Raw genomic sequence first — 18,773 nt, 5'->3', positions numbered from 1 at the left:
GCGAGTGACGGCCGAGGCCGAACGCCGGACTCAGAAGCAGTCGCCGTACCAGTGGACGGCACCGGGCGCCGTGACCGTGGCCCGCACGGATGCGGCCGTGGCATGCAGCGGCCGTGCCATCCCCACCTGTTCCGTCACCTGCCGGGCATCCGTCAGCAGGCGGGGAAGTGCGGCCGTCACCGCGGGAGAGACGGGGATCCCGACCCGGGCCCCGGTCAGCCCCGCCGCCCGGCCGCGTGCGCCGACGGCGGCGAGCAGCGGGCCCAGGCTCCCGTCCGCGCCCGCGAACTCGCGCACCTCCACCCGGTCCCCCACGTGCTGCGCCACGATCCACCCGGTGAGCGCCCCCGAGGCGGAATCCACCGCCACGAGCGGCCGCTCGGCCGCGCTGTACCAGGCCGGCACGCGCACCGCCCAGTCCTCGGGTGCCCGCAGCGAGCTGAGCGGCCGGGTCGCGTTGTACGCGTGGTGCAGGGCGGCCACTTCCACGGCGTCCTGGGGGGTGGCCTCGCGGACCGGGACGGTGTCGGGGACGGCCGTGGGAAGAAGCGTCCCCTCCGTGTACGTACTGCCGAACTCCTGCCACCCCGAGCTCCGGTAGACGCCGGGCGTGCCGGTGAACAGCAGTGACCAGGCGCACTGTTCGGCCGTCATGGTGCGTTCCGCCGCTGCCAGCAGGCGCCGGATCAGCCCCTGGCCCCGGGCCTCGGGGCGGGTGGCGACGCTCCCGATGCCGCCGACGCGCCGGGGAGTGCCCGCCGCGTCGCGGATCAGTCTGGGCACGTAGACGACGACCGCGTCGATCCCGCCTCCGGCGTTCTCGGCGAGGAAGGTGTGGCGGCCCCGTTCCGGGTCGAGGGCATGCAGGGCGGCGATGTGCGGGGCGTCGAAGCACCGGCGCCACAAGGCGGCCAGGGCGGCGTCGTCGGCGGCGGTCGCCGTGCGGACGACGGCGCTCACAGGACGAGGTTCCCGTCCGTGCGCACCGTGTCGCCGGCCGGGGGCATCGCGGTGCGCCGGGTCCCGTCCTCGACGCACGAGGTGTGCAGGACCGACGCGAGGGCCGCCGGGGCCAGCTGGAGCGTGCCGCCGGTGAAGCGGCTGCCGGTGGCCGCGTAGTGGTTGGTGCCGTCGGCGATCCGGACGTGGGCGGTGTCCGGCCCGTCCGCCGCGCTGCTGATCCCGGTGATGTCCCAGGTCGTCCTCCCCGGGCCGGCCGCGCGGCCGAGCAGCGCGCCGGCCTTGTTGCCGCCGGTGAACCGGGCCCCGCCGGTCACGGTGAGGCGCTGGTCGCGCACGCCGCTGAGTTCGATGCCGGTGTTGTCGTACGTACCGCCGTCGATCCGCAGGTCGGCCGAACCCACCGAGAGCGGGGCCGCGTTCCCGGCGCCGGTGACCGTGCAGTCGGTGAAGCGCACGGGGCCCGCGCCTCGCAGGATCGCGCCGTCGACGCCCTGGAACGTGCAGCGTACGAAGTGGACGGACGCGGTGACCGGTGTCTGGACGAGGACGGCTCCGGCGGGCGGTTCGAAGGAGCAGTCGCTGATGGTGGTCGGCCGGGTGGAGCGGGCGGAGCGCTGGGCGACGGCGAAGGTCTTCGCGGTGCAGCCGCGCACCTGCGCCCCGTCGGCGTTCACGGTGAGGGTGCCGGCCTGGTCGAAGGTCGGGCGCGCGATCACCGTGATGTCCTCCAGGGTCAGATCGGTGATCTTCGTATTGGCGGTGAACCAGGAGCAGACGTGTCTGCGTACGGTGATCCGCTTGGCGGAGATGCCCCACTGCGAACCGGAGTTGGCGATGTCCATCAGCCCGGAGTTGCCGTCGAAGAGCAGGTCGTGCTCGTACTGGCCGTGGGTGGTGAAGGGGTTGCCGCCCGCGTCGTCGCCGTCGCCGTGGCAGTTCACGACGGTGCAGTAGGCGGAGGCGGTCAGGTCGTTGAGGTGGCGCACATTGCTCGTCGTACAGTCGGCGACCCGCCCGTACAGGCAGTAGATCTGCTGGGTGAGGTAGCCCGCCCCGCCGTACTCGACCGTGGGCGGGTTCTTCAGGGAGCAGTCCTCGGTACGGAATCGGGTGCACCAGCGCCGCATGATGACCGGCCAGAAGGTGCCGGTGGCGTGGATGCCGGAGACGTCGCAGCCGACGGCGTACTCGAAGCTGACGGGGTGGGACCCGGTGTACTCGTCGGGTCCCGCACCCTCGAAGACCATGTTGCGGATGTGGGTGTTGCGCACCGGCTCGATCCGGGTCCAGGTGAGGATGCGGCCCTCGGCAAGTTCCCAGCCGTTGAGGTAGCCGATCCGGATGTGGCCCGCGTCGATGATCTCGGTGATCTCGACCAGTTTCTGGAGCTCGCGCTCGTCACCGCCGCCGCCCGCCACCGGATCGACCTGCACGGCCCACCACTGGCCGACGGCGAACGTCTTCGCGTCGGGGACCGGGAAGGTGTCGGTGAGTTCGATGACCTCGGCGGCCAGCGGGTGCCTGACGGTGGTGTCGGTGGGGGTGCCCCGGAAGGAGAGGACGGCGCCGAAGGGGTTGTCGTGGGTGTTCTTCTCGATGCCTTCGGTGCTGATGCGGTGGCCGCCGAAGTCGAGTTCGATGTTCGAGCGGTTCCAGAGGTGGCGTCGGGTGAACAGGAGGTCGGTGTGTGCCTCGATGCGGTGGACCGTGGGGTCGTTGATCATCGCGTCGAGTGCGGCGTCGGCGGGGGTGGTGGCGTCGAGGTGGCCGAAGGTGCGGAAGTCGAGGGTGCCGGTGTGGAGCTGGTGCCAGCGTCCGGTGGCGGCCGTGGTGCCGGGGGCGATGACGGTGCCGCCGTTGTGCGCAGTGGTGGACTTCTTGTTCCAGCGCAGGGCCATGGTGCCGCCGTCGCCCGGGGTGCGGTAGCCGGCGACGACGGCCCGGGTGCCGTCGGGCAGGGGCTTGGTGTTCAGGGCGCGCAGGGCGGTGACGGTGTCCAGGTGCAGGACCTCACCGGTGTGGGCGGGTGCGGCCTGCGCGGGGCCGGCGGCCACGGCCGTACCGGCCATGACCAGGCCGGCCAGACCCGAAGCCCGCAGCAGATTCCGGCGGGACGAAGCAGGGGCGGACATGGCGGAGGTGCTCCTCGCGTTGTCGGTGCGTGCTCGATGGGGGTCAGGAGGACCGGGCCGGGGACCGGACCCGGTCAGATCGTGTTGCGGTACGGCGGCATGAAGCGCATCCGGGGCATCTGGTCGGCCAGCACTCCGCCGTCGACGACGAGACGCGCCCCCGTGAGGTACGCCCCGGCGTCCGAGGCGAGGAGCAGCAGCGCGCCCACGCACTCGTCGGGCTGTGCGTACCTGCCGAGCGGGATGCGTTCGCGGTAGGCGGACTCGAACGCCTCCCGGTCGAAGGGGAACTCGCCGTCGATCGGCGTCTCGACCATGCCGGGGGCCAGGGTGTTGGCGGTGATGCCGTGCGGGGCGAGTTCGACCGCCAGGGTCTCGGTGAGCAGTTGGGCGGCGGCCTTGGAGGCGTTGTAGTGGGCCAGTCCGGCCTCGGCCACCAGGGCGTTCTTCGAGGTGATGGTGATGATGCGCCCGGCGACGGAGTCGGCCGTCATGTGTTCGGCGACGCGCTGGCTGAGGAAGAACACGGCGTCGACGTTGACCCGCATGATGTGCGACCAGCCGGCCGGGGTGATCTCGTTGAAGCGTTCCAGGGCTGCCGTGCCCGCGTTGTTGACCAGGATGTGCAGCGGTCCTGACTCGGCGCGCACGGTGTCGACGAGGCCGGCCAGCGCCTCGATGTCCGCGAGGTCCTGCCCGTAGACACGGCAGCGCCGGCCGAGTGCCTCGATGGCCGCCGCGGTCTCGGCGATGCCCTCGGCTCCGGGCAGGTCGACGAGGACCAGATCGGCGCCCGCCTCGGCGAGGCCGACGGCGAAGGAGCGGCCGAGGCCCCGGGCTGCCCCGGTGACGAGGGCGGTGCGGCCGGTCAGGTCGAAGCGATCGGTGCCGCGGGGCGGGACGGCTGCGGTCATGACGGGGTTCCTTCGGACGGGGAGGGACGAGAGGTGGGCCGCCGCGCCGGGACACAACGGGTGGGAGCGCGGCGGCCCGGCTGCGGACCGGCACCGGGTACGGGGGGTGCCCCGGATGCCGGCCCGCAGGCTGTGGGGAACGGCCGGGTTCAGCCGTTCAGGCCCAGCAGATCGAGGGAGGGCCGGTGGATGATCTCCTCGACCGCGTCCGCGTCGAGCGGCGGCAGCCCGGGAATGCCGGGGATGCGGGCGATCTCCCGGAGCCCCTTGACCGAGTCGTCGACCGTCGTGAACGGGTAGTCGCTGCCGAACAGCACCTTGTGGAAGACCCCGTAGTCCTGGACGAGCCGGAGGCTGTGCCAGAGCTGGAAGGGCCGGTAGTGCAGGGCGCTGAGATCGGCGTACACGTGCGGGTGCTTGCGGATGACCGCGATGCACTCGCCCTCGAAGGGGTGGCCGAGGTGGGCGAGGACCATCCGCAGTTCCGGGTGGCGGATGGCCACGGCGTCCAGGTGCCGGGGCATCGCCCACTCCAGCGGTGCGCTGGAGACGAACGTCGTGCCGGTGTGCACCAGCAGCGGCAGGCCGTGCCGTTCGGCGTACGTGTACAGCTCGTCGTACTCCTCGGCGGCCGGGTCGAAGCCCGCGTACATCGGCATCAGCTTGATGCCGCGCAGGCCCAGTTCCTGGTGGCCGTACCGCAGTTCCTCCTGCCAGCCGGGCTGGGTGGGGTCGAGGGCCAGGTATCCGATGAGCCGGTCGGGGTGCTGCCCGGCGTACGCGGCCACGGCGGCGTCGTCGACCCAGAGCCCGCTGCGGCGTGCCTTGCCGCCGACGACGATCGTGCGGGTGGACTCGGGCGCGGTGGCCGCGTACTCCTCCCACTTCACCGTGAGGTCGACCTCGCCCGCGTGGGCGCGGGCGGAGTCGGAGCTGAACGGGTCGGTGAAGTCGTGGCTGTGCCGGAAGAGATGGGAGTGGACGTCGACGATCATGTGCGGTTCCGCTTCTCCCAGCCGTCCGCGAACATGTTCCAGAAACGGTGGCTGGGCGGGTGCTCCTCGAAGACCTCGTCGACGAGTTCGACGCCGAGTCCGGGGGCGGTCGGCAGGCCGATGCGCCCGTCCTTCATCGGGAGGGTGCCCTGGAGGGCGTCGAAGACGAACGGCTCCAGGAGCCCGTCGAAGGTTTCGAGGATCTTGAAGTTGGGGATTCCGAGTGCCGCGTGCACCGAGACGGTGGTGCAGAGCGGCGAGTTGGAGTTGTGCGGGGCGACCAGCATGCCGTGGGTGTCGGCGATCGCCGCCAGCTTCCGTACCTCGGTGAAGCCGCCGGCCATGGAGAGGTCGGGCTGGATGATGTCGACGGCGTTGGTCGCGAAGAGCTGCTTGTACTCGTAGCGGTTGTGGAAGTGCTCGCCGCCCGAGATGGGGAAGGCGGCGCGCTGCCGCAGCTCCGCGTACCGCTCGATGTGGGTCCAGGGCATCGGCTCCTCGAACCAGCCGATGTCGAAGGGCTCCAGCTCCCGCACGAGACGGGCCGCGGTCGGCATGGCGAACCGGGCGTGTCCCTCGATGAAGAGGTCGATGTCGGGTCCGATGGCCTCGCGGACGGCGGCCACGAGGTCGACGGAGCGGCGGAGTTCGGCGCGCTCCAGCTCGTGCAGGCCGGGGCCGAAGGGGTCGAACTTGAGGGCGGTGTAGCCCTTGGCCACGGTCTCCTTCGCCTTGGCGGCGAAGGTCTCGGGCTCGCGTTCGCCGGTGTACCAGCCGTTGGCGTAGACGCGTACGTCATCGCGGCAGGCGCCGCCGGTCAGCCGGTAGGCGGGGACGCCGAGCGCCTTGCCCATCAGGTCGTACATCGCCTGGTCGAGGCCGGACAGGGCGACGCCGCCCATGTCGCCGCCGCGCAGGAAGTCGCCCTGGTAGACGCGGAGCCAGAGCTCCTCGATGTCGAAGGGGTCGGCGCCGATCAGATGGCGCCCGGCGATGGCCTCGGTGAGGGCGCAGACCTCGCTCACCCGGTACGGGTGGGTGATCTCGCCGATTCCGGTCAGGCCCTCGTCAGTGTGGACCCGGACATAGCCGAAGTCGCGCCAGGAGGTGCCGAGCATCAGGGTCTCGACGCGGGTGATCCGTCCGGCGGGGCCGGCGGGGCGGGTGCGGTTGACGGTCAGCATCAGCGGGTCGCTCCACCCATGGTCGAGGTGTTCTCCAGGTCACGGGCGCCGCCGTCGGCGAGGACGGCCCTGACCGCGGCTTCGGTGCCCTCGATCAGACGGTCCACGTCGGCGTCGGTGTGCGCGTAGCTGATGTGGCTGCGCTTGAGGTTGAGCGGGAGCTCGAACAGACCGTGGTCCAGGAGTTTGCGGCGGTAGCCGACGAAGAGTGAGGCGTCGTTGTTCAGCAGGTCCGCGTAGGTGCGGGGGGCCTCGCCCGGCATGAAGTAGCTGACGAAGACGGAGCCGTAGCCGGTGACGACCGCGGGGACGCCGAGGCGCTCGTACAGTGCGGTCAGTTCGGTGCGTACGCGGCCGCCGAGCCGGAAGACGTGGTCGTGGACCGGCTCCTCGCGGAGCTTGCGCAGGGTGGCGAGGGCGGCGGCGACGACGGACGGGTGGCCGTTGTACGTACCGGCGAAGAAGGCGGGGGCGCCGGGCCGCGTGGAGAAGAGGTCCATCAGGTCGGCACGGCCGCCGATCGCGCCGACGGGGGCGCCGTTGGCGATGGCCTTGCCGAGGGTGGTGAGGTCGGGGGTGACTCCGGAGATCTTCTGCCAGCCGCCGATGTCGTGGCGGAAACCGGTGATGACCTCGTCGAAGATCAGGACGCTGCCGGCCTTCGTGGTCTCCTCGCGCAGGGTGGTGAGGAACTCCTGGTACGGCAGGAGGGCGCCGACGTTGTGCGGGACGGGTTCGACGATGACGGCGGCGATGTCGGAGCCGTGCTCGGCGAAGGTGCGGCGGACGGCCTCGCTGTCGTTGAACGGCAGGACGAGGGTGGCGTCGAGGACCTCGGGCAGGATGCCGGTCGAGATCGGGTCGTGGCCGCCGACCTTGGAGGGCTCGGAGATGACGTTGAGGCTGACCGCGTCGTGCCAGCCGTGGTAGCAGCCCTGGAACTTGACGACCAGGCGGCGGCCGGTGGCGGCGCGGGAGACGCGCAGCGCGTGGAACGTCGCCTCGCTGCCGGTGCTGGTGAGCAGAACCTTCTCGATGGAGGGGATCAGCTCGGTGAGCTGTTCGGCGAGGAGGACCTCGCCCTCGGTGACGCCGACGCCCATGTGTCCCAGCGTCGCGCCGGCCTCGGCGGTGGCGCGGGCCACGTCGGGGTCGTTGTGGCCGAGCAGCGGCGGGCCGAACGCCGAGTGGAAGTCGGTGTACTCGCGGCCGTCGGCGGTACGGAACCGTGCGCCGTGGGTGCCGGTGACCACCAGGTCCGTCAGTCCGGGAACGCTGCGCTGACCGCTGTTCACGCCGCCGGGTACGACCTGGCGGGCGCGCTCGGCGAGTCGGGCTCCGGATTCGTTGGCTACCGGGCCTGAACTCATGGTGCTTGCTCCTTGCGTCGAGAGTCGTCGGTTTTCGCGGGCCCTGCCCGGCCCGTGAGTCCCTGGCGCCATCCGCCCGGCAGTCGCCGCAGGAAGGAGGTGATCCGTGGTGCTCGGTGATACGTCTCGCTTTTTCAGAACGCTGTTCTGTAGAGCAGAACAGTGCCTGGATATTACGTCCGCCCCCAAAGCCGGTCAACCCCCCACCTGCCCCGACAAGGCCCGGATCCGGGGGATTTGTTGATTCGGAGGCGCTCTCCGCACCTTCGGAGGCACTACGCTGTTCTGCTATGACGAACAGTGCTGCCCCAGAAGAACCGAAGTACTGGGTCAAGAGCGTGGCCAGGGCAGCCGACATCCTCGAAGTGCTCGCCGCCCCCTCGCAGGGAAACGGCCTGAGCGTCACCGAGGTCGGCCAGGCGTGCTCCATCTCCAAGAGCGCCGCCTTCGGCATGCTCCAGACCCTGCGGGCCTACGGCCTCGTCTCGGACGACGGCGAGGGAATGAACCGCCGCTACCGGCTGGGCATGAGCCTGGCCCGGCTCGGCGACCGCGCCCGGTCGCAGGTCTCCCTGCGCGGCGTCGCCCACCCCGTGCTGCGCGACCTCACCGGGGCCACCGGCATGGCGTCCCGGCTCGCCGTGCCCGAGGACGGCCATGCGGTCGTGGTGGACCAGATCGAGCTCGACCAGCGCGTCAGGCTCGATCTCCGGATGGGGCAGCGCGAGCTGCCGCACTGCACGGGTCTGGGCAAGGCGCTGCTCTCCGCCGTGCCGCAGAGCGAGGCCGCCTCGGTCGTCGAAAGGTTCGGGCTGCCCCGGCGAACCTCCCGCACCATCACCGACCCGGCGACGTTCCTGTCCCATCTGCGCGACATCGCCCGGGCCGGCTACGCCCTGGACGACGAGGAGGACGCCGAGGGCATCATCTGCATCGGCGCGCCGGTCTTCGACGACCGGTCGGTGTGCGCGGGAGCCGTGTCCATCACCGGTCTCAAGCTCGGGCTGCCGGCCTGGCGCTACCAGGAACTGGGCGGGCAGGTGCGGGACGCGGCCCGCCGGATCAGTGTCTCGCTGGGCTGGGTCGAGGACCCGGATCCCGAGACCCCGGAGGCCGGCGCCTCGCTTTCCGACGAATTCGGGTCTTGACCGATCGGCATCACCCGCCGTAGGTTCCCTGCCAACCAAGGTGGCATTCAGCCGTCATCAGCGGTTTACCCCCTTCCGGTCCGTTTTCGGCGCCTGCCCATCGCGTCGTGAACACCCACCGATCGGACACTTTTAAGCCATCCGCCTTACGGCAGTCCACCGCAGGAACGCTCCCTCACTCGTCGCACTTCTCGGAAGGCGAAGTCCGCATGAGCGTTCCGCACCACCCCAACTCCTCGTCGTCCCGCCGGAATCTGCTGCGGGCTTCGGGTCTGGCCGGCCTGGTCATGGCCGGTACGGCCGTGGCCGCCGGCCCCGCGCAGGCCGCACCCGCCCACACCGGTGAGGTCCTGCACCTGGACACCGTCACCGCCCTGCGCGCCCTGAACACCAAGCCCCTGCCCGACGGCACCCGGGCCGTCGTCGCCGGCTACCGCACCCCGGGCGACGGCGGCACCATGGCCCTGCGCTGGAACAAGAAGTCCACCACCGCGCACAACGGCGGCACCGTCATCGCCCCCGGCACCACGGCCGCCACCGGACGCTGGCACCAGCTCCACACCGGCACCCTCGACTTCCGCACCTTCGGCCACCTCGACGCCACCACCCCCGCCGACGCCGCACTCGACGCGATGATCAACGACCCCACGGTCCACCGCATCGAGGCACACACCGACCTCCTGTTCACCCGACGCCACCTCTGGAACCGCTCGAACATCGAACTCGACTTCGGCGGCCACCGCATCAGCACCGAAGGCATCGAGAAGAACACCCACGACAACCCCTTCGGCGCCGTCCTCTCCTTCCGGGGCACCCCCACCGACACCACCGTCGAACACACCCTGAGTGCGGCGATGCCGGACCTTTCGGACCTCTTCGAGGTCGGTGACTCCTCGGGGTTCGCCGTCGGCCAGTGGTGGGCCGTGGAGATCAACGCGCTGGCGGGGAAGTACGAGAAGGAAATCCAGCGTCTCGTCCAGGTCACCGACGTCGTCGACCCGGAGCACATCCGGGTCAACTACCAGATCGGCTGGGACCTGGCCGCCGGCCGCACCCTGACCTGGACCAAGGTCGAACCCGTCGAGCGCGCCCATGTGCGCAACATGGTCTTCGAGGGCTGGGGCGAGGACGAGATGACCGGCTCGCACCCGGTCTCCTACGAGTACGCGGTGCGCTGCGACGTCTCCGGCATCGAGGCCGTCGGCACCTTCTGGCCGGTCGTGATGCGCCGCTGGTGCACGTACTACCGCACCGAGCAGTGCTCGCTCACCAACCCGAAGTCCGTCACCTACGGCGGCGCGGGCTACCTCACCCAGCAGATCTACTGCCTGTACGGGCACGTGGAGGACTGTCACACCTCCAACGCCCGCCACCTCAACGACTTCACGGCCTCCGCCTACTGCTACGTCACCAACTGCCACGGCGACGGTGACGACGAGGGCCCGTTCGTCACGCACGGCCAGTTCGAGCACGACCTCGTCTACACCGGCAACTCCGGACTGATGACGTTCGCCAACTCGGGCGCGGCCTGGGGCGGCAGGGCCAAGCGGATCACCGTACGGCGGCACGCCTGCTCCTGGTTCGTCGCCCGCGTCAAGATCACGGATCTGACGCTGGAGGACGTCCTGGTCATCGGCAAGAAGTCCCTTGCCGGCTCCGGGATGCTCTGGGTCAACGCGGACGGTGTGCAGATGCGGGGATGCACGGCGACCGGCCCGCTGATCGTCTCGCGGGCCTCGGACCTCTCCGCCCGCCCCAACGTGATCGCCGACTCCTCCTTCGCCTTCGCGGCGGGCGCGGAGGTCACCCAGGCGAACGTCACCGTCCCGCTCACCCTCCAGCGCACCACGCTGAAGGGTGTCGACGGCGCGGTGTTCAACGGCACCGGGCCGCTCGTCCTCGACCAGTGCACCCTGACCGGCTCCAAGGACACCGCCCCGGTCTCGCTCGCCCACACCGACCTCACCGTCCTCGGCGGCGAACTGCGCGACACCGGGCTCAAGCTGACCTCGGCCAAGGACCAGCGGCTGCGCGTCGACGGCACGCGGCTGTCCGGCACCAACAAGGACGGTGCCCTGCTCGCACGTACCGGGTCCGGCCGGACCGTCGACTGGCAGCTCAGCGGCCTCGACTCGACGGCCCCCGAGGGCACCGCCCATGTGCTGGTCACCGAGGGCCCCAACCGCTACCGGGCCACCGGCTCCACGTTCACCGGCGGCCGGCTCGAACTGCGGCCGGCGGCGTTCGGCGGCTCCAGCCATCTGCTGCACACCGGCTGCGTCGAGAACGGCACCGAGCGCACCGCGCTGCCGGACGAGGGCGACCGCGTCGCCCACACCGCGGCCACGCTGCGCTTCTGACCATCTGGGCCCTCGCGCCCATCGATCACCAGGGATTCCCCGTGTCCACGCATACCCCGATCACCGGCCGGCCCGTACGTGTCGCACTCGTCGGCGCCGGCAACCGCGGACTGACGTACGCCGAGTGGATCAAGGCGCACCCCGAGCGCGCCGAACTCGTCGCCGTCGCCGATCCGCGCCCCGCGGCGCGGGCCGCCGCCGGCGCGCCCGTCGAGTTCGACGACTGGCGCCCGCTCGTCGAGAACCGCATCGCGGACGCCGTGATCGTCGCCACCCAGGACCGCTTCCATGTGGAACCGGTGCTGGCCCTGGCCGAGGCCGGCTACGCGATCCTCGCCGAGAAGCCGCTCGCCCCGACCGAGGAGGAGACCCGCCGGATCGTCGAGGGGGTCGAGCGGGCCGGGGTCCTGTTCGCGGTGTGCCACGTCATGCGGTACACCCCGTACACCGACCTGGTGAAGGAGGTCGTGGACTCCGGTGTGCTCGGGCAGCTGGTGTCGGTCGACCATCTGGAGCCGGTCGGCTGGTGGCACTACGCCCACAGTTACGTGCGCGGGCCGTGGAGCAGCGAGAAGGACTCCTCCCCGATGCTGCTCGCCAAGTCCTGCCACGACCTGGACTGGATCACGTACGTCATGGGCGGCCGGATCGAGCAGGTCACGGGTTTCGGCGGGCTGAAGCACTTCCGGCCGGAGAACGCCCCGGCCGGTTCCGCCGAGCGGTGCCTCGACTGTGCGGTCGAGCCCGGCTGCCCGTACAGCGCCCCGAAGCTGTACATGCCGACGCTGCGTGAGAAGGGTGCCGTCTGGCCGGTCACCCATGTCACCGAGGCGACGGACGAGGCCGGCCTGCTGAAGGCGCTCCGCGAGGGCCCGTACGGGGTCTGTGTGTACCGGAGCGACAACGACGTGGTCGACCACCAGGTGCTGGCCATGCAGCTGACGGGCCAGGTGACCGCGACCTTCCAGATGGTGGCGTTCACCGAGCAGACGCACCGGCAGACCCGGATCTTCGGTTCGCACGGCTGGCTCATCGGTGACGGCGAGCGGGTGACCGTACAGGACTTCCGGACCGGTGAGTCCACCGTTCATGAACTCGGCACGTCCGGGTCGAACGCGGCGGACGGGCACGGCGGCGGGGACGCCGCGCTCGTCGAGGCGTTCGTCACCGCCGTCGCCACCGGTGACGCCGGGGCGGTCCGCTCCGGTCCCGCGACCTCGCTCGGCAGTCACCTCGCGGCGTTCGCCGCCGAGCGTGCCCGCCACACCGGAACCGTCCAGACGGTCCCGGCGCAGTGACTCCCCTTCTTCCCACCCTCACGTCCTCGGAGGACCCCCTCATGTCCCGTCTTCTCACCCGCCGTTCCAGAGTCCGCGCCCTCGCCGCCCCCGTCGTGGCGACCGCGCTGGCCGCCGGGGTGCTGGCCGGCTGTTCCAGCGGCGGCGACGACGGCAGCACCGTCACCATGTGGACCTACCCGGTCATCTTCGACGAGGCCAAGAACAAGGCGTACTGGGACGGCCTGGTCAAGGCCTTCGAGAAGGAGCACGCGGGCGTCAAGGTGAAGGTCGAGACCTTCCCGTGGGCCAACCGTGACACCGCCCTGGCCACCGCCATCGCTTCCGGCAAGGGCCCGGACGCGGTCTATCTGATCCCGGACCAGCTCCCCAAGTACGCCAAGAGCATCATCCCGGCCGACGACTACATGCCGGCCGACGCCAAGTCCGACTACACCGACTTCGCGCTGAAGTCGGTCACGGTCGACGGCAAGGCGCTCGCCACCCCGGTCCTGACCAGCGCCAACCCGCTGATCTGCGACAAGCGCGTGTTCGACGCCATCGGCGAGAAGAGCTACCCGTCGAGCTGGGCGGACCTGGAGGCGCTGGCCCCGAAGCTCAAGAAGAAGGGCTACTACGCCACCAGCTACAGCGGCGACACCCAGCAGACGCTGAACATGACGTTCTACCCGCTGCTGTGGCAGGCCGGCGGGGACGTCTTCTCCGAGGACGGCAAGAACGTCACCTTCAACGACGCGGCCGGCGTCAAGGCGCTGACGTACCTGAAGAAGCTGGTGGACGGCGGCTACACCGACAAGGACCTGGTCACGACCACGCCCAAGCTGGAGCAGACCCCGACCGCCAAGGGCAAGGTCGCCTGCACCTGGCAGAACACCCCGGCCGACGTGGAGCCGTTCTGGGGCAAGGAGAACATCGTCGTCCAGCCGCCGCTGAAGGAAACCGCGTCGGTCGGCTACGGCACCGTGGGCGCGCTCTCGATGCTCAAGGGCGCCGACAAGAAGAACACCGGCGACTGGCTGAACTTCGTCGCCGAGTCGAAGAACACGGCCGGTCTGCAGAAGGCCGCGGGCTACTTCCCGGCCCGTAAGTCCGGCGGTGACCTGTACCCGGACGACGCGCTCCAGACCGCCGTCGGCGCCACGCTGCCGAGCATGGACGTGGGCCCGCTCCAGGACAAGGCGCGTGAGGTCCAGGGCATGCTCGCGCCGGAGATCCAGGCCGCGCTGCTCGGCAGGAAGAGCCCGCAGGACGCGCTGGACGCCGCGCAGAAGGCCGCGCAGGCGATGCTCGGCCGCTGACCGGCCGTCGCGGGGCCGGGTCTCCCGGCCGCACCCGGGCCCCGGCCCCGCGACCCCTCGGGGGCACCGCCCCCAACCCCCCCGCAATTTCCCCGTACCGCAAGGAGATCCCCGTGGCAGTCGTCGCGGAACCCACCCGCCGGGGCCGTCGCAGCGGGCCGCAGGCGCGCCGCGAGGCCCGGATCGGCCTGCTCTTCGTCCTCCCGTGTTTCCTGCTGTTCCTCGCCTTCCGGTTCGGTCCGGGCGTCGCCGGTGTGCTGATGAGCTTCACCGACTACTCCCTCACCGGCGGCGGCAGCTTCATCGGGCTCGACAACTTCACCCGCCTCTGGGACGACCCGCTGTTCTGGCAGGCGCTCAAGGTCACGGTCCTGTACACCGTGCTCGCCGTGCCCGGCACGCTCATCGCTTCGGTGTCCCTGGCGCTGATCACCCGGCGCGCGTTCCGCGGCGCCAAGTTCTTCCGTTCGGTGTTCTTCCTGCCGGTCGTCACCTCGCTGGTGCTGGCCGCGACCGTCTTCGTGTGGATCTTCTCGACCGGCGGCCCGTGGTCCACCCTGATGGGCTGGTTCGGGATGTCCGAGGGCTCCTGGCTCTCCGACGACGTGCTGGTGCTGCCCGCGCTCGCGATCGTCGGCGTCTGGTCCCGCTTCGGGTACGGGATGCTGATCCTGCTCGCCCGGATGCAGGACATTCCGAGGGAGCTGGAGGAGGCCGCCCTCACCGACGGGGCCGGCCCCTGGCAACGGTTCCGGTACATCGTGCTGCCGCAGCTCAAGCCCGCCCTCTTCTTCCTCGCGGTGATCGAGACGACGGCGTCGTTCCAAGTCTTCGACGCCGTCTACACCATGACGGGCGGCGGCCCCGCCAACGCCAGTTACACGCTCGTCTTCCAGCTCTACGACGCGGGCTTCAAGTACTTCGACCTGGGTTACGCCTCCGCCATCGGGGTCGCGCTCTTCGTGCTGACCGTGGTGGTCGCGGTGATCCAGCGCCTCGTGATCGGGAAGGACCAGTGACCATGACCGCAGCACCCGCAGAGACGAAGGCGCCGCCCGCCGGCCCGGCCCCCGCACCCACGGACCGGTCCGCGCGCCGGGCCGAACGGAAGCTGCGCAAGCTCTCCGAGCAGGACACCGTCCCGTACGGCATGCGCCCCACCCGTACCGGCCGTGTCGCGCGCGCCGTGCTGCTGACGGTGGCCGCGCTGGTGACGGTCTTCCCGTTCTACGCGATGGTCGTCCTCTCCCTGAAGCCCTCCGCGGCGGTCGACTTCCCCGGCAGCCTGCTGCCGTGGCCGCTGACCGGCGAGGCGTACGACACCGTCATGGGCGCGCAGGACGTGCCGCGCTGGCTGCTGAACACCCTGATCTACTCGGTGGTCTCGGTCGTCGGCGTGCTGCTGCTCGCCTCGCTCGCCGGATACGCCTTCGCCAAGAAGCGCTTCCCCGGCCGGGAGACGATGTTCTGGTCGTTCCTGTCGATGGTGATGGTCCCCTACCACGTCACCATGATCCCGACCTTCGCGATGATCGCGAAGCTCGGCGGCGTGGACACCTACTGGGGCCTGATCGTGCCGACCCTGGCCAACGCCCAGGCGGTGTTCCTGATGCGGCAGTTCATCCAGGGGCTGCCGGACGAGCTCTTCGAGGCGGCCCGGCTCGACGGCTGCAACGAGTGGCAGATCTTCTACCGGATCGTGCTGCCGCTGCTGAAGCCGATCCTCGCCACGCTCGGCGTCTTCGTCTTCCTGTGGCACTGGAACGACTTCCTGTGGCCGCTGGTCATCGGCCAGTCCACCGACATGCGCACCCTGACCGTCGGTATCGCCTCGCTCCAGCAGCAGAACGTGCCGCTCAATGTGGTGCTCTCCGGCTCCGTCATCGCGTTCGTGCCCATCTTCGCCGCGTACATGGTGGGCCAGCGCTACTTCACCGAGGGCGTCACCGCGTCCGGAATCAAGGGATAGCCACACATGTTCACCGATGAGGCCGCACTCGAAGAGCGGCTCGCCACCCCCTCCCCCGCGCTCGTCGCCGATCTCGGCCGCCTCGAAGGCGATCTGCTGGTGCTCGGCGCCGGCGGCAAGATGGGCCCCAGCCTGTGCCGGCTGGCCCGCCGGGCGCTGGACGCCGCGGGCCGTACGGACGTGACCGTGTACGCGGTCTCCCGCTGGTCGGACAAGGCGGCGGCCGGGGAACTGGAGGCCGCCGGTGTCCGTACCGTCGCCTTCGACCTGATGGACCCGGCCGCCGATCTGGCCGCACTGCCCGACGCCGGCAACGTCGTCTTCATGGTCGGCGCCAAGTTCGGCTCCGCCGGGGCGCCTTCGCACGCCTGGGCGGTGAACGCCGCGATGCCCGACCGGGTGGCGGGGCGCTGGCCGGGCGCGCGGATCTCGGCCTTCTCCACCGGCAACGTCTACCCGCTGGTGCCGGTCTCCACCGGCGGCTGTGCCGAGACCGACCCGGTCGGCCCGGTCGGCGAGTACGCCATGTCGTGCCTCGGCCGCGAGCGGATCTTCGCCCACGCGGCCCTGACCCGGGGTACCAGGGTCGCCAACATCCGCCTCAACTACGCGGTCGACCTGCGCTACGGCGTCCTCGCCGACATCGCGTACCGCGTGCGGGCGGGCGAGCCGGTGGACGTGACGACCGGTCATGCCAACGTGGTGTGGCAGGGGTACGCCAACGAGGTCGCCCTGCGCGCCCTCCTGCACGCCACCGACGGCGACGCCTTCACCCTCAACCTCACCGGCCCCGAGACCGCCTCGGTGCGCCGCATCGCGCAGTGGTTCGGCGAGGAGTTCGACCGTGAGCCGGTGCTCGCGGGCACCGAGGCGCCCACCGCGCTGCTCTCCGACGCGAGCCGCTGTCACGCCCTGTTCGGCTACCCGGATGTCGCGCTGCGCACCCTCGTGGAGTGGCAGGCCGACTGGCTGCGCCGCGGGCTGCCGCTGTCCGGCAAGCCGACCAAGTTCCAGGTACGTGACGGAAGGTTCTGATCCACTCCATGTCCACTCCCTCCCCCCTGTCCACCCCCGCGCTGCACCTGCTCGCCCAGGGCGCGGCCATCCCCGCCCATCCGCTCGCGCTGCACGCGGACGGCACGTTCGACGAGCGCCGGCAGCGCGCCCTGACCCGGTACTACCTCGCCTCGGGTGCGGGCGGCGCCGCCGTCGCCGTGCACACCACCCAGTTCGAGATCCGCGAGCGTGAGGTGGGCCTGTTCCGGCCCGTGCTGGAGCTCGCCGCCGAGACGATCGACGCCGAGGCCGGCCGGCCGTTCGTGAAGGTCGCCGGCGCCTGCGGCTACACCGCCCAGGCCGTCGAGGAGGCCGAGACCGCCGCAGCGCTCGGCTACGACGCGGTCCTGCTCAGCCCAGCCGTCCCCGGGGCCGACGAGAAGGGGCTGCTGGAGCGGGCGCGGGCGGTCGGCGAGGTGCTGCCGGTGATCGGCTTCTACCTCCAGGAGGCTGTCGGCGGACGCTACTTGTCGCCCGGCTTCTGGTCGGCCTTCACCGACCTGCCCCACACCGTCGCCGTGAAGATCGCCCCGTTCGACCGCTACCGCACCGCGGATGTCGTACGGGCCGTGGCCGCCGCGGACCGGGCCGGCGAGGTGGCCCTGTACACGGGCAACGACGACGACATCATCGGCGATCTGCTCACCCCGTACGAGACCGCTTCAGGCACCCCGCGCTGGTTCGCGGGCGGACTGCTCGGCCAGTGGGCGGTGTGGACGAGCTCCGCGGTGACCCTCCTCGACGACATCCGGCGTGCCCGCGCGGGGGACCATGAGGCGATGGTCCGCTGCCTGGCCCGGCGCTCCGAACTCACCGACGCCAACAGCGCCGTCTTCGATGTCCGCGGCGCCTTCCGGGGCTGCATCGCCGGAGTGCACGAAGTGCTGCGCCGCCAGGGCCTGCTGGCGAACATCCGCTGCCTGGACCCGGCCGAGACGCTCTCCCCGGGTCAGGCCGAGGAGATCACCCGGGTGGCCGAGTCCTATCCTTGGCTGACCGATGACGCCTTCGTTGCGGAGCACCTCGATGCCTGGCTCTCCTGAACCCGTCGCCGCCTCCTCGCGGGTCGTCGTGGCCGTACCGCCGGAGCTGCGTGCCCAGTTCTTCACCGCCGAGGTGTGGCAGGAGCTGGAGCGGGCGGCCGAGGTCACCGTCGTCGACGACCACAGCGACCGGGCGGCGGTCGCGGCCGCGCTTCCCGGCGCCCGTGCGCTGATCACCTCGTGGCGGGCACCGAAGGTGGACGCCGCGCTGCTGGCGCACGCGGACCGGCTGGAGCTGGTGGCGCACACGGGCTCGGCGGTCGCCCCCTATGTCACCGAGGACGTGTTCCGGCGCTCCATCCTGGTCACCCAGGCCGGCGACGAGATGGCCCGTCCGGTCGCCGAGGTGGCGCTCGCCTTCACGCTCTCGCTGCTCCACCGCGTCCAGCGCTTCGACCACGCCCTGCGCGGCGGGCTGGAATGGGCGGAGGCGAGCGAGGCGCCGCCGCGCCACGAGATCCACGGCAGCGAGATCGGAGTGATCGGTGCCTCCCGCACCGGGCGTGCCTACATCCGGCTAGTGCAGGCGATGGGAGCGCGGGTCAGTGTCACCGACCCGTTCCTGTCCGAGGCGGAGGCCGAGGCGCTCGGCGTGAAATCCGTACCGCTGGAGACGCTGCTCCCGGGCAGCCGGATCGTGGCCGTGCACGCCCCGGTCACCGAGGAGACCCACCACATGATCGGCGCCGCGCAGCTGGCGCTGATGCCGGACGGCGCGAGTCTGGTGAACACCGCAAGGTCGTGGCTGGTCGACGAGGACGCGCTCGTCGCCGAGCTGGCCACGGGCCGGCTGGACGCGGCGATCGACGTCTTCGACGCCGAGCCGCTGCCCGTGGACCACCCCCTGCGCGCGCTGCCCAACGTGCTGCTCACCCCGCATCAGGCGGCCGGCAGCGTCGAGTGCCGGCAGCGGCTGGGCACCAGCGCCGTCAACGAGGTGCTGCGGCTGCTCGCCGGGCGTCCGCCGGTGCACGCCGTGACCGCCGACGCCCTCACCCGTCTGCACTGACACCGAAGCCCCACCCCGTACCCGTCAGGAGATC

General features: G+C 71.0%; 15 protein-coding genes. 9 read left to right on the top strand and 6 right to left on the bottom strand.

Going from position 1 to position 18,773, the window contains the following annotated elements:
* Window positions 1–30: 30 nt before the first annotated feature.
* From ACZ4LX_RS28640 to ACZ4LX_RS28615, 6 genes are all read right to left on the bottom strand, one after another.
* Window positions 31–960 carry a GNAT family N-acetyltransferase gene (locus tag ACZ4LX_RS28640; protein WP_467643512.1) on the bottom strand — a complete coding sequence of 310 codons (930 nt, stop codon included), beginning with the start codon at window positions 958–960 and terminating at the stop codon, window positions 31–33.
* The gene (locus ACZ4LX_RS28635; protein ID WP_467721312.1) at window positions 957–3,095 is read right to left on the bottom strand and encodes a peptidase C14; all 2,139 of its coding nucleotides are present in this window, start codon (window positions 3,093–3,095) and stop codon (window positions 957–959) included. Before ACZ4LX_RS28635 ends, ACZ4LX_RS28640 begins: the two co-directional genes overlap by 4 nt.
* A gap of 74 nt (window positions 3,096–3,169) precedes the next feature.
* Window positions 3,170–4,009, bottom strand: a complete 840-nt coding sequence (locus ACZ4LX_RS28630; protein ID WP_467651880.1) for an SDR family NAD(P)-dependent oxidoreductase — start codon at window positions 4,007–4,009, stop codon at window positions 3,170–3,172.
* Window positions 4,010–4,158: 149 nt separating this feature from the next.
* Window positions 4,159–5,004: an amidohydrolase family protein gene (locus ACZ4LX_RS28625; protein ID WP_467651878.1), complete on the bottom strand. Its 846-nt coding sequence runs from the start codon at window positions 5,002–5,004 to the stop codon at window positions 4,159–4,161.
* Window positions 5,001–6,188, bottom strand: a complete 1,188-nt coding sequence (locus ACZ4LX_RS28620; protein ID WP_467651876.1) for a mandelate racemase/muconate lactonizing enzyme family protein — start codon at window positions 6,186–6,188, stop codon at window positions 5,001–5,003. The genes ACZ4LX_RS28625 and ACZ4LX_RS28620 overlap by 4 nt, the downstream gene beginning before the upstream one ends.
* Complete coding sequence (locus ACZ4LX_RS28615; protein ID WP_467651874.1) at window positions 6,188–7,558, bottom strand: aspartate aminotransferase family protein; 1,371 nt, start codon at window positions 7,556–7,558, stop codon at window positions 6,188–6,190. Before ACZ4LX_RS28615 ends, ACZ4LX_RS28620 begins: the two co-directional genes overlap by 1 nt.
* A 290-nt stretch (window positions 7,559–7,848) precedes the next feature.
* Here ACZ4LX_RS28615 and ACZ4LX_RS28610 point away from each other — a divergent pair, with 290 nt between their 5' ends.
* The 9 genes from ACZ4LX_RS28610 to ACZ4LX_RS28570 all read left to right on the top strand — a co-directional run bounded on the left by ACZ4LX_RS28610 (window position 7,849) and on the right by ACZ4LX_RS28570 (window position 18,739).
* A complete protein-coding gene (locus ACZ4LX_RS28610) occupies window positions 7,849–8,706 on the top strand; it encodes an IclR family transcriptional regulator (RefSeq protein WP_467651872.1) in 858 nt (285 codons plus the stop codon).
* A gap of 209 nt (window positions 8,707–8,915) precedes the next feature.
* Window positions 8,916–11,066, top strand: a complete 2,151-nt coding sequence (locus tag ACZ4LX_RS28605; protein WP_467721310.1) for a peptidase C14 — start codon at window positions 8,916–8,918, stop codon at window positions 11,064–11,066.
* 41 nt (window positions 11,067–11,107) lie between these two features.
* The gene (locus ACZ4LX_RS28600) at window positions 11,108–12,364 is read left to right on the top strand and encodes a Gfo/Idh/MocA family protein (protein WP_467651320.1); all 1,257 of its coding nucleotides are present in this window, start codon (window positions 11,108–11,110) and stop codon (window positions 12,362–12,364) included.
* A gap of 41 nt (window positions 12,365–12,405) precedes the next feature.
* On the top strand, window positions 12,406–13,662 hold the full coding sequence (locus ACZ4LX_RS28595) for an ABC transporter substrate-binding protein (protein ID WP_467651319.1): 1,257 nt from the start codon (window positions 12,406–12,408) through the stop codon (window positions 13,660–13,662).
* Window positions 13,663–13,775: 113 nt separating this feature from the next.
* On the top strand, window positions 13,776–14,681 hold the full coding sequence (locus ACZ4LX_RS28590; protein WP_326668918.1) for a carbohydrate ABC transporter permease: 906 nt from the start codon (window positions 13,776–13,778) through the stop codon (window positions 14,679–14,681).
* 2 nt (window positions 14,682–14,683) lie between these two features.
* Window positions 14,684–15,631: a carbohydrate ABC transporter permease gene (locus ACZ4LX_RS28585; RefSeq protein ID WP_467651318.1), complete on the top strand. Its 948-nt coding sequence runs from the start codon at window positions 14,684–14,686 to the stop codon at window positions 15,629–15,631.
* Window positions 15,632–15,637: 6 nt separating this feature from the next.
* Window positions 15,638–16,666: an NAD-dependent epimerase/dehydratase family protein gene (locus tag ACZ4LX_RS28580; RefSeq protein WP_467651317.1), complete on the top strand. Its 1,029-nt coding sequence runs from the start codon at window positions 15,638–15,640 to the stop codon at window positions 16,664–16,666.
* A gap of 8 nt (window positions 16,667–16,674) precedes the next feature.
* On the top strand, window positions 16,675–17,730 hold the full coding sequence (locus ACZ4LX_RS28575) for a dihydrodipicolinate synthase family protein (protein WP_467651316.1): 1,056 nt from the start codon (window positions 16,675–16,677) through the stop codon (window positions 17,728–17,730).
* Window positions 17,714–18,739, top strand: coding sequence for a hydroxyacid dehydrogenase (locus ACZ4LX_RS28570; RefSeq protein ID WP_467651315.1), 1,026 nt, complete (start codon window positions 17,714–17,716; stop codon window positions 18,737–18,739). The genes ACZ4LX_RS28575 and ACZ4LX_RS28570 overlap by 17 nt, the downstream gene beginning before the upstream one ends.
* Window positions 18,740–18,773 lie beyond the last annotated feature (34 nt).

The sequence above is a fragment of the Streptomyces sp. NPDC026062 genome (assembly GCF_055568375.1).
This window is presented reverse-complemented; position numbering and strand designations above follow the sequence as displayed.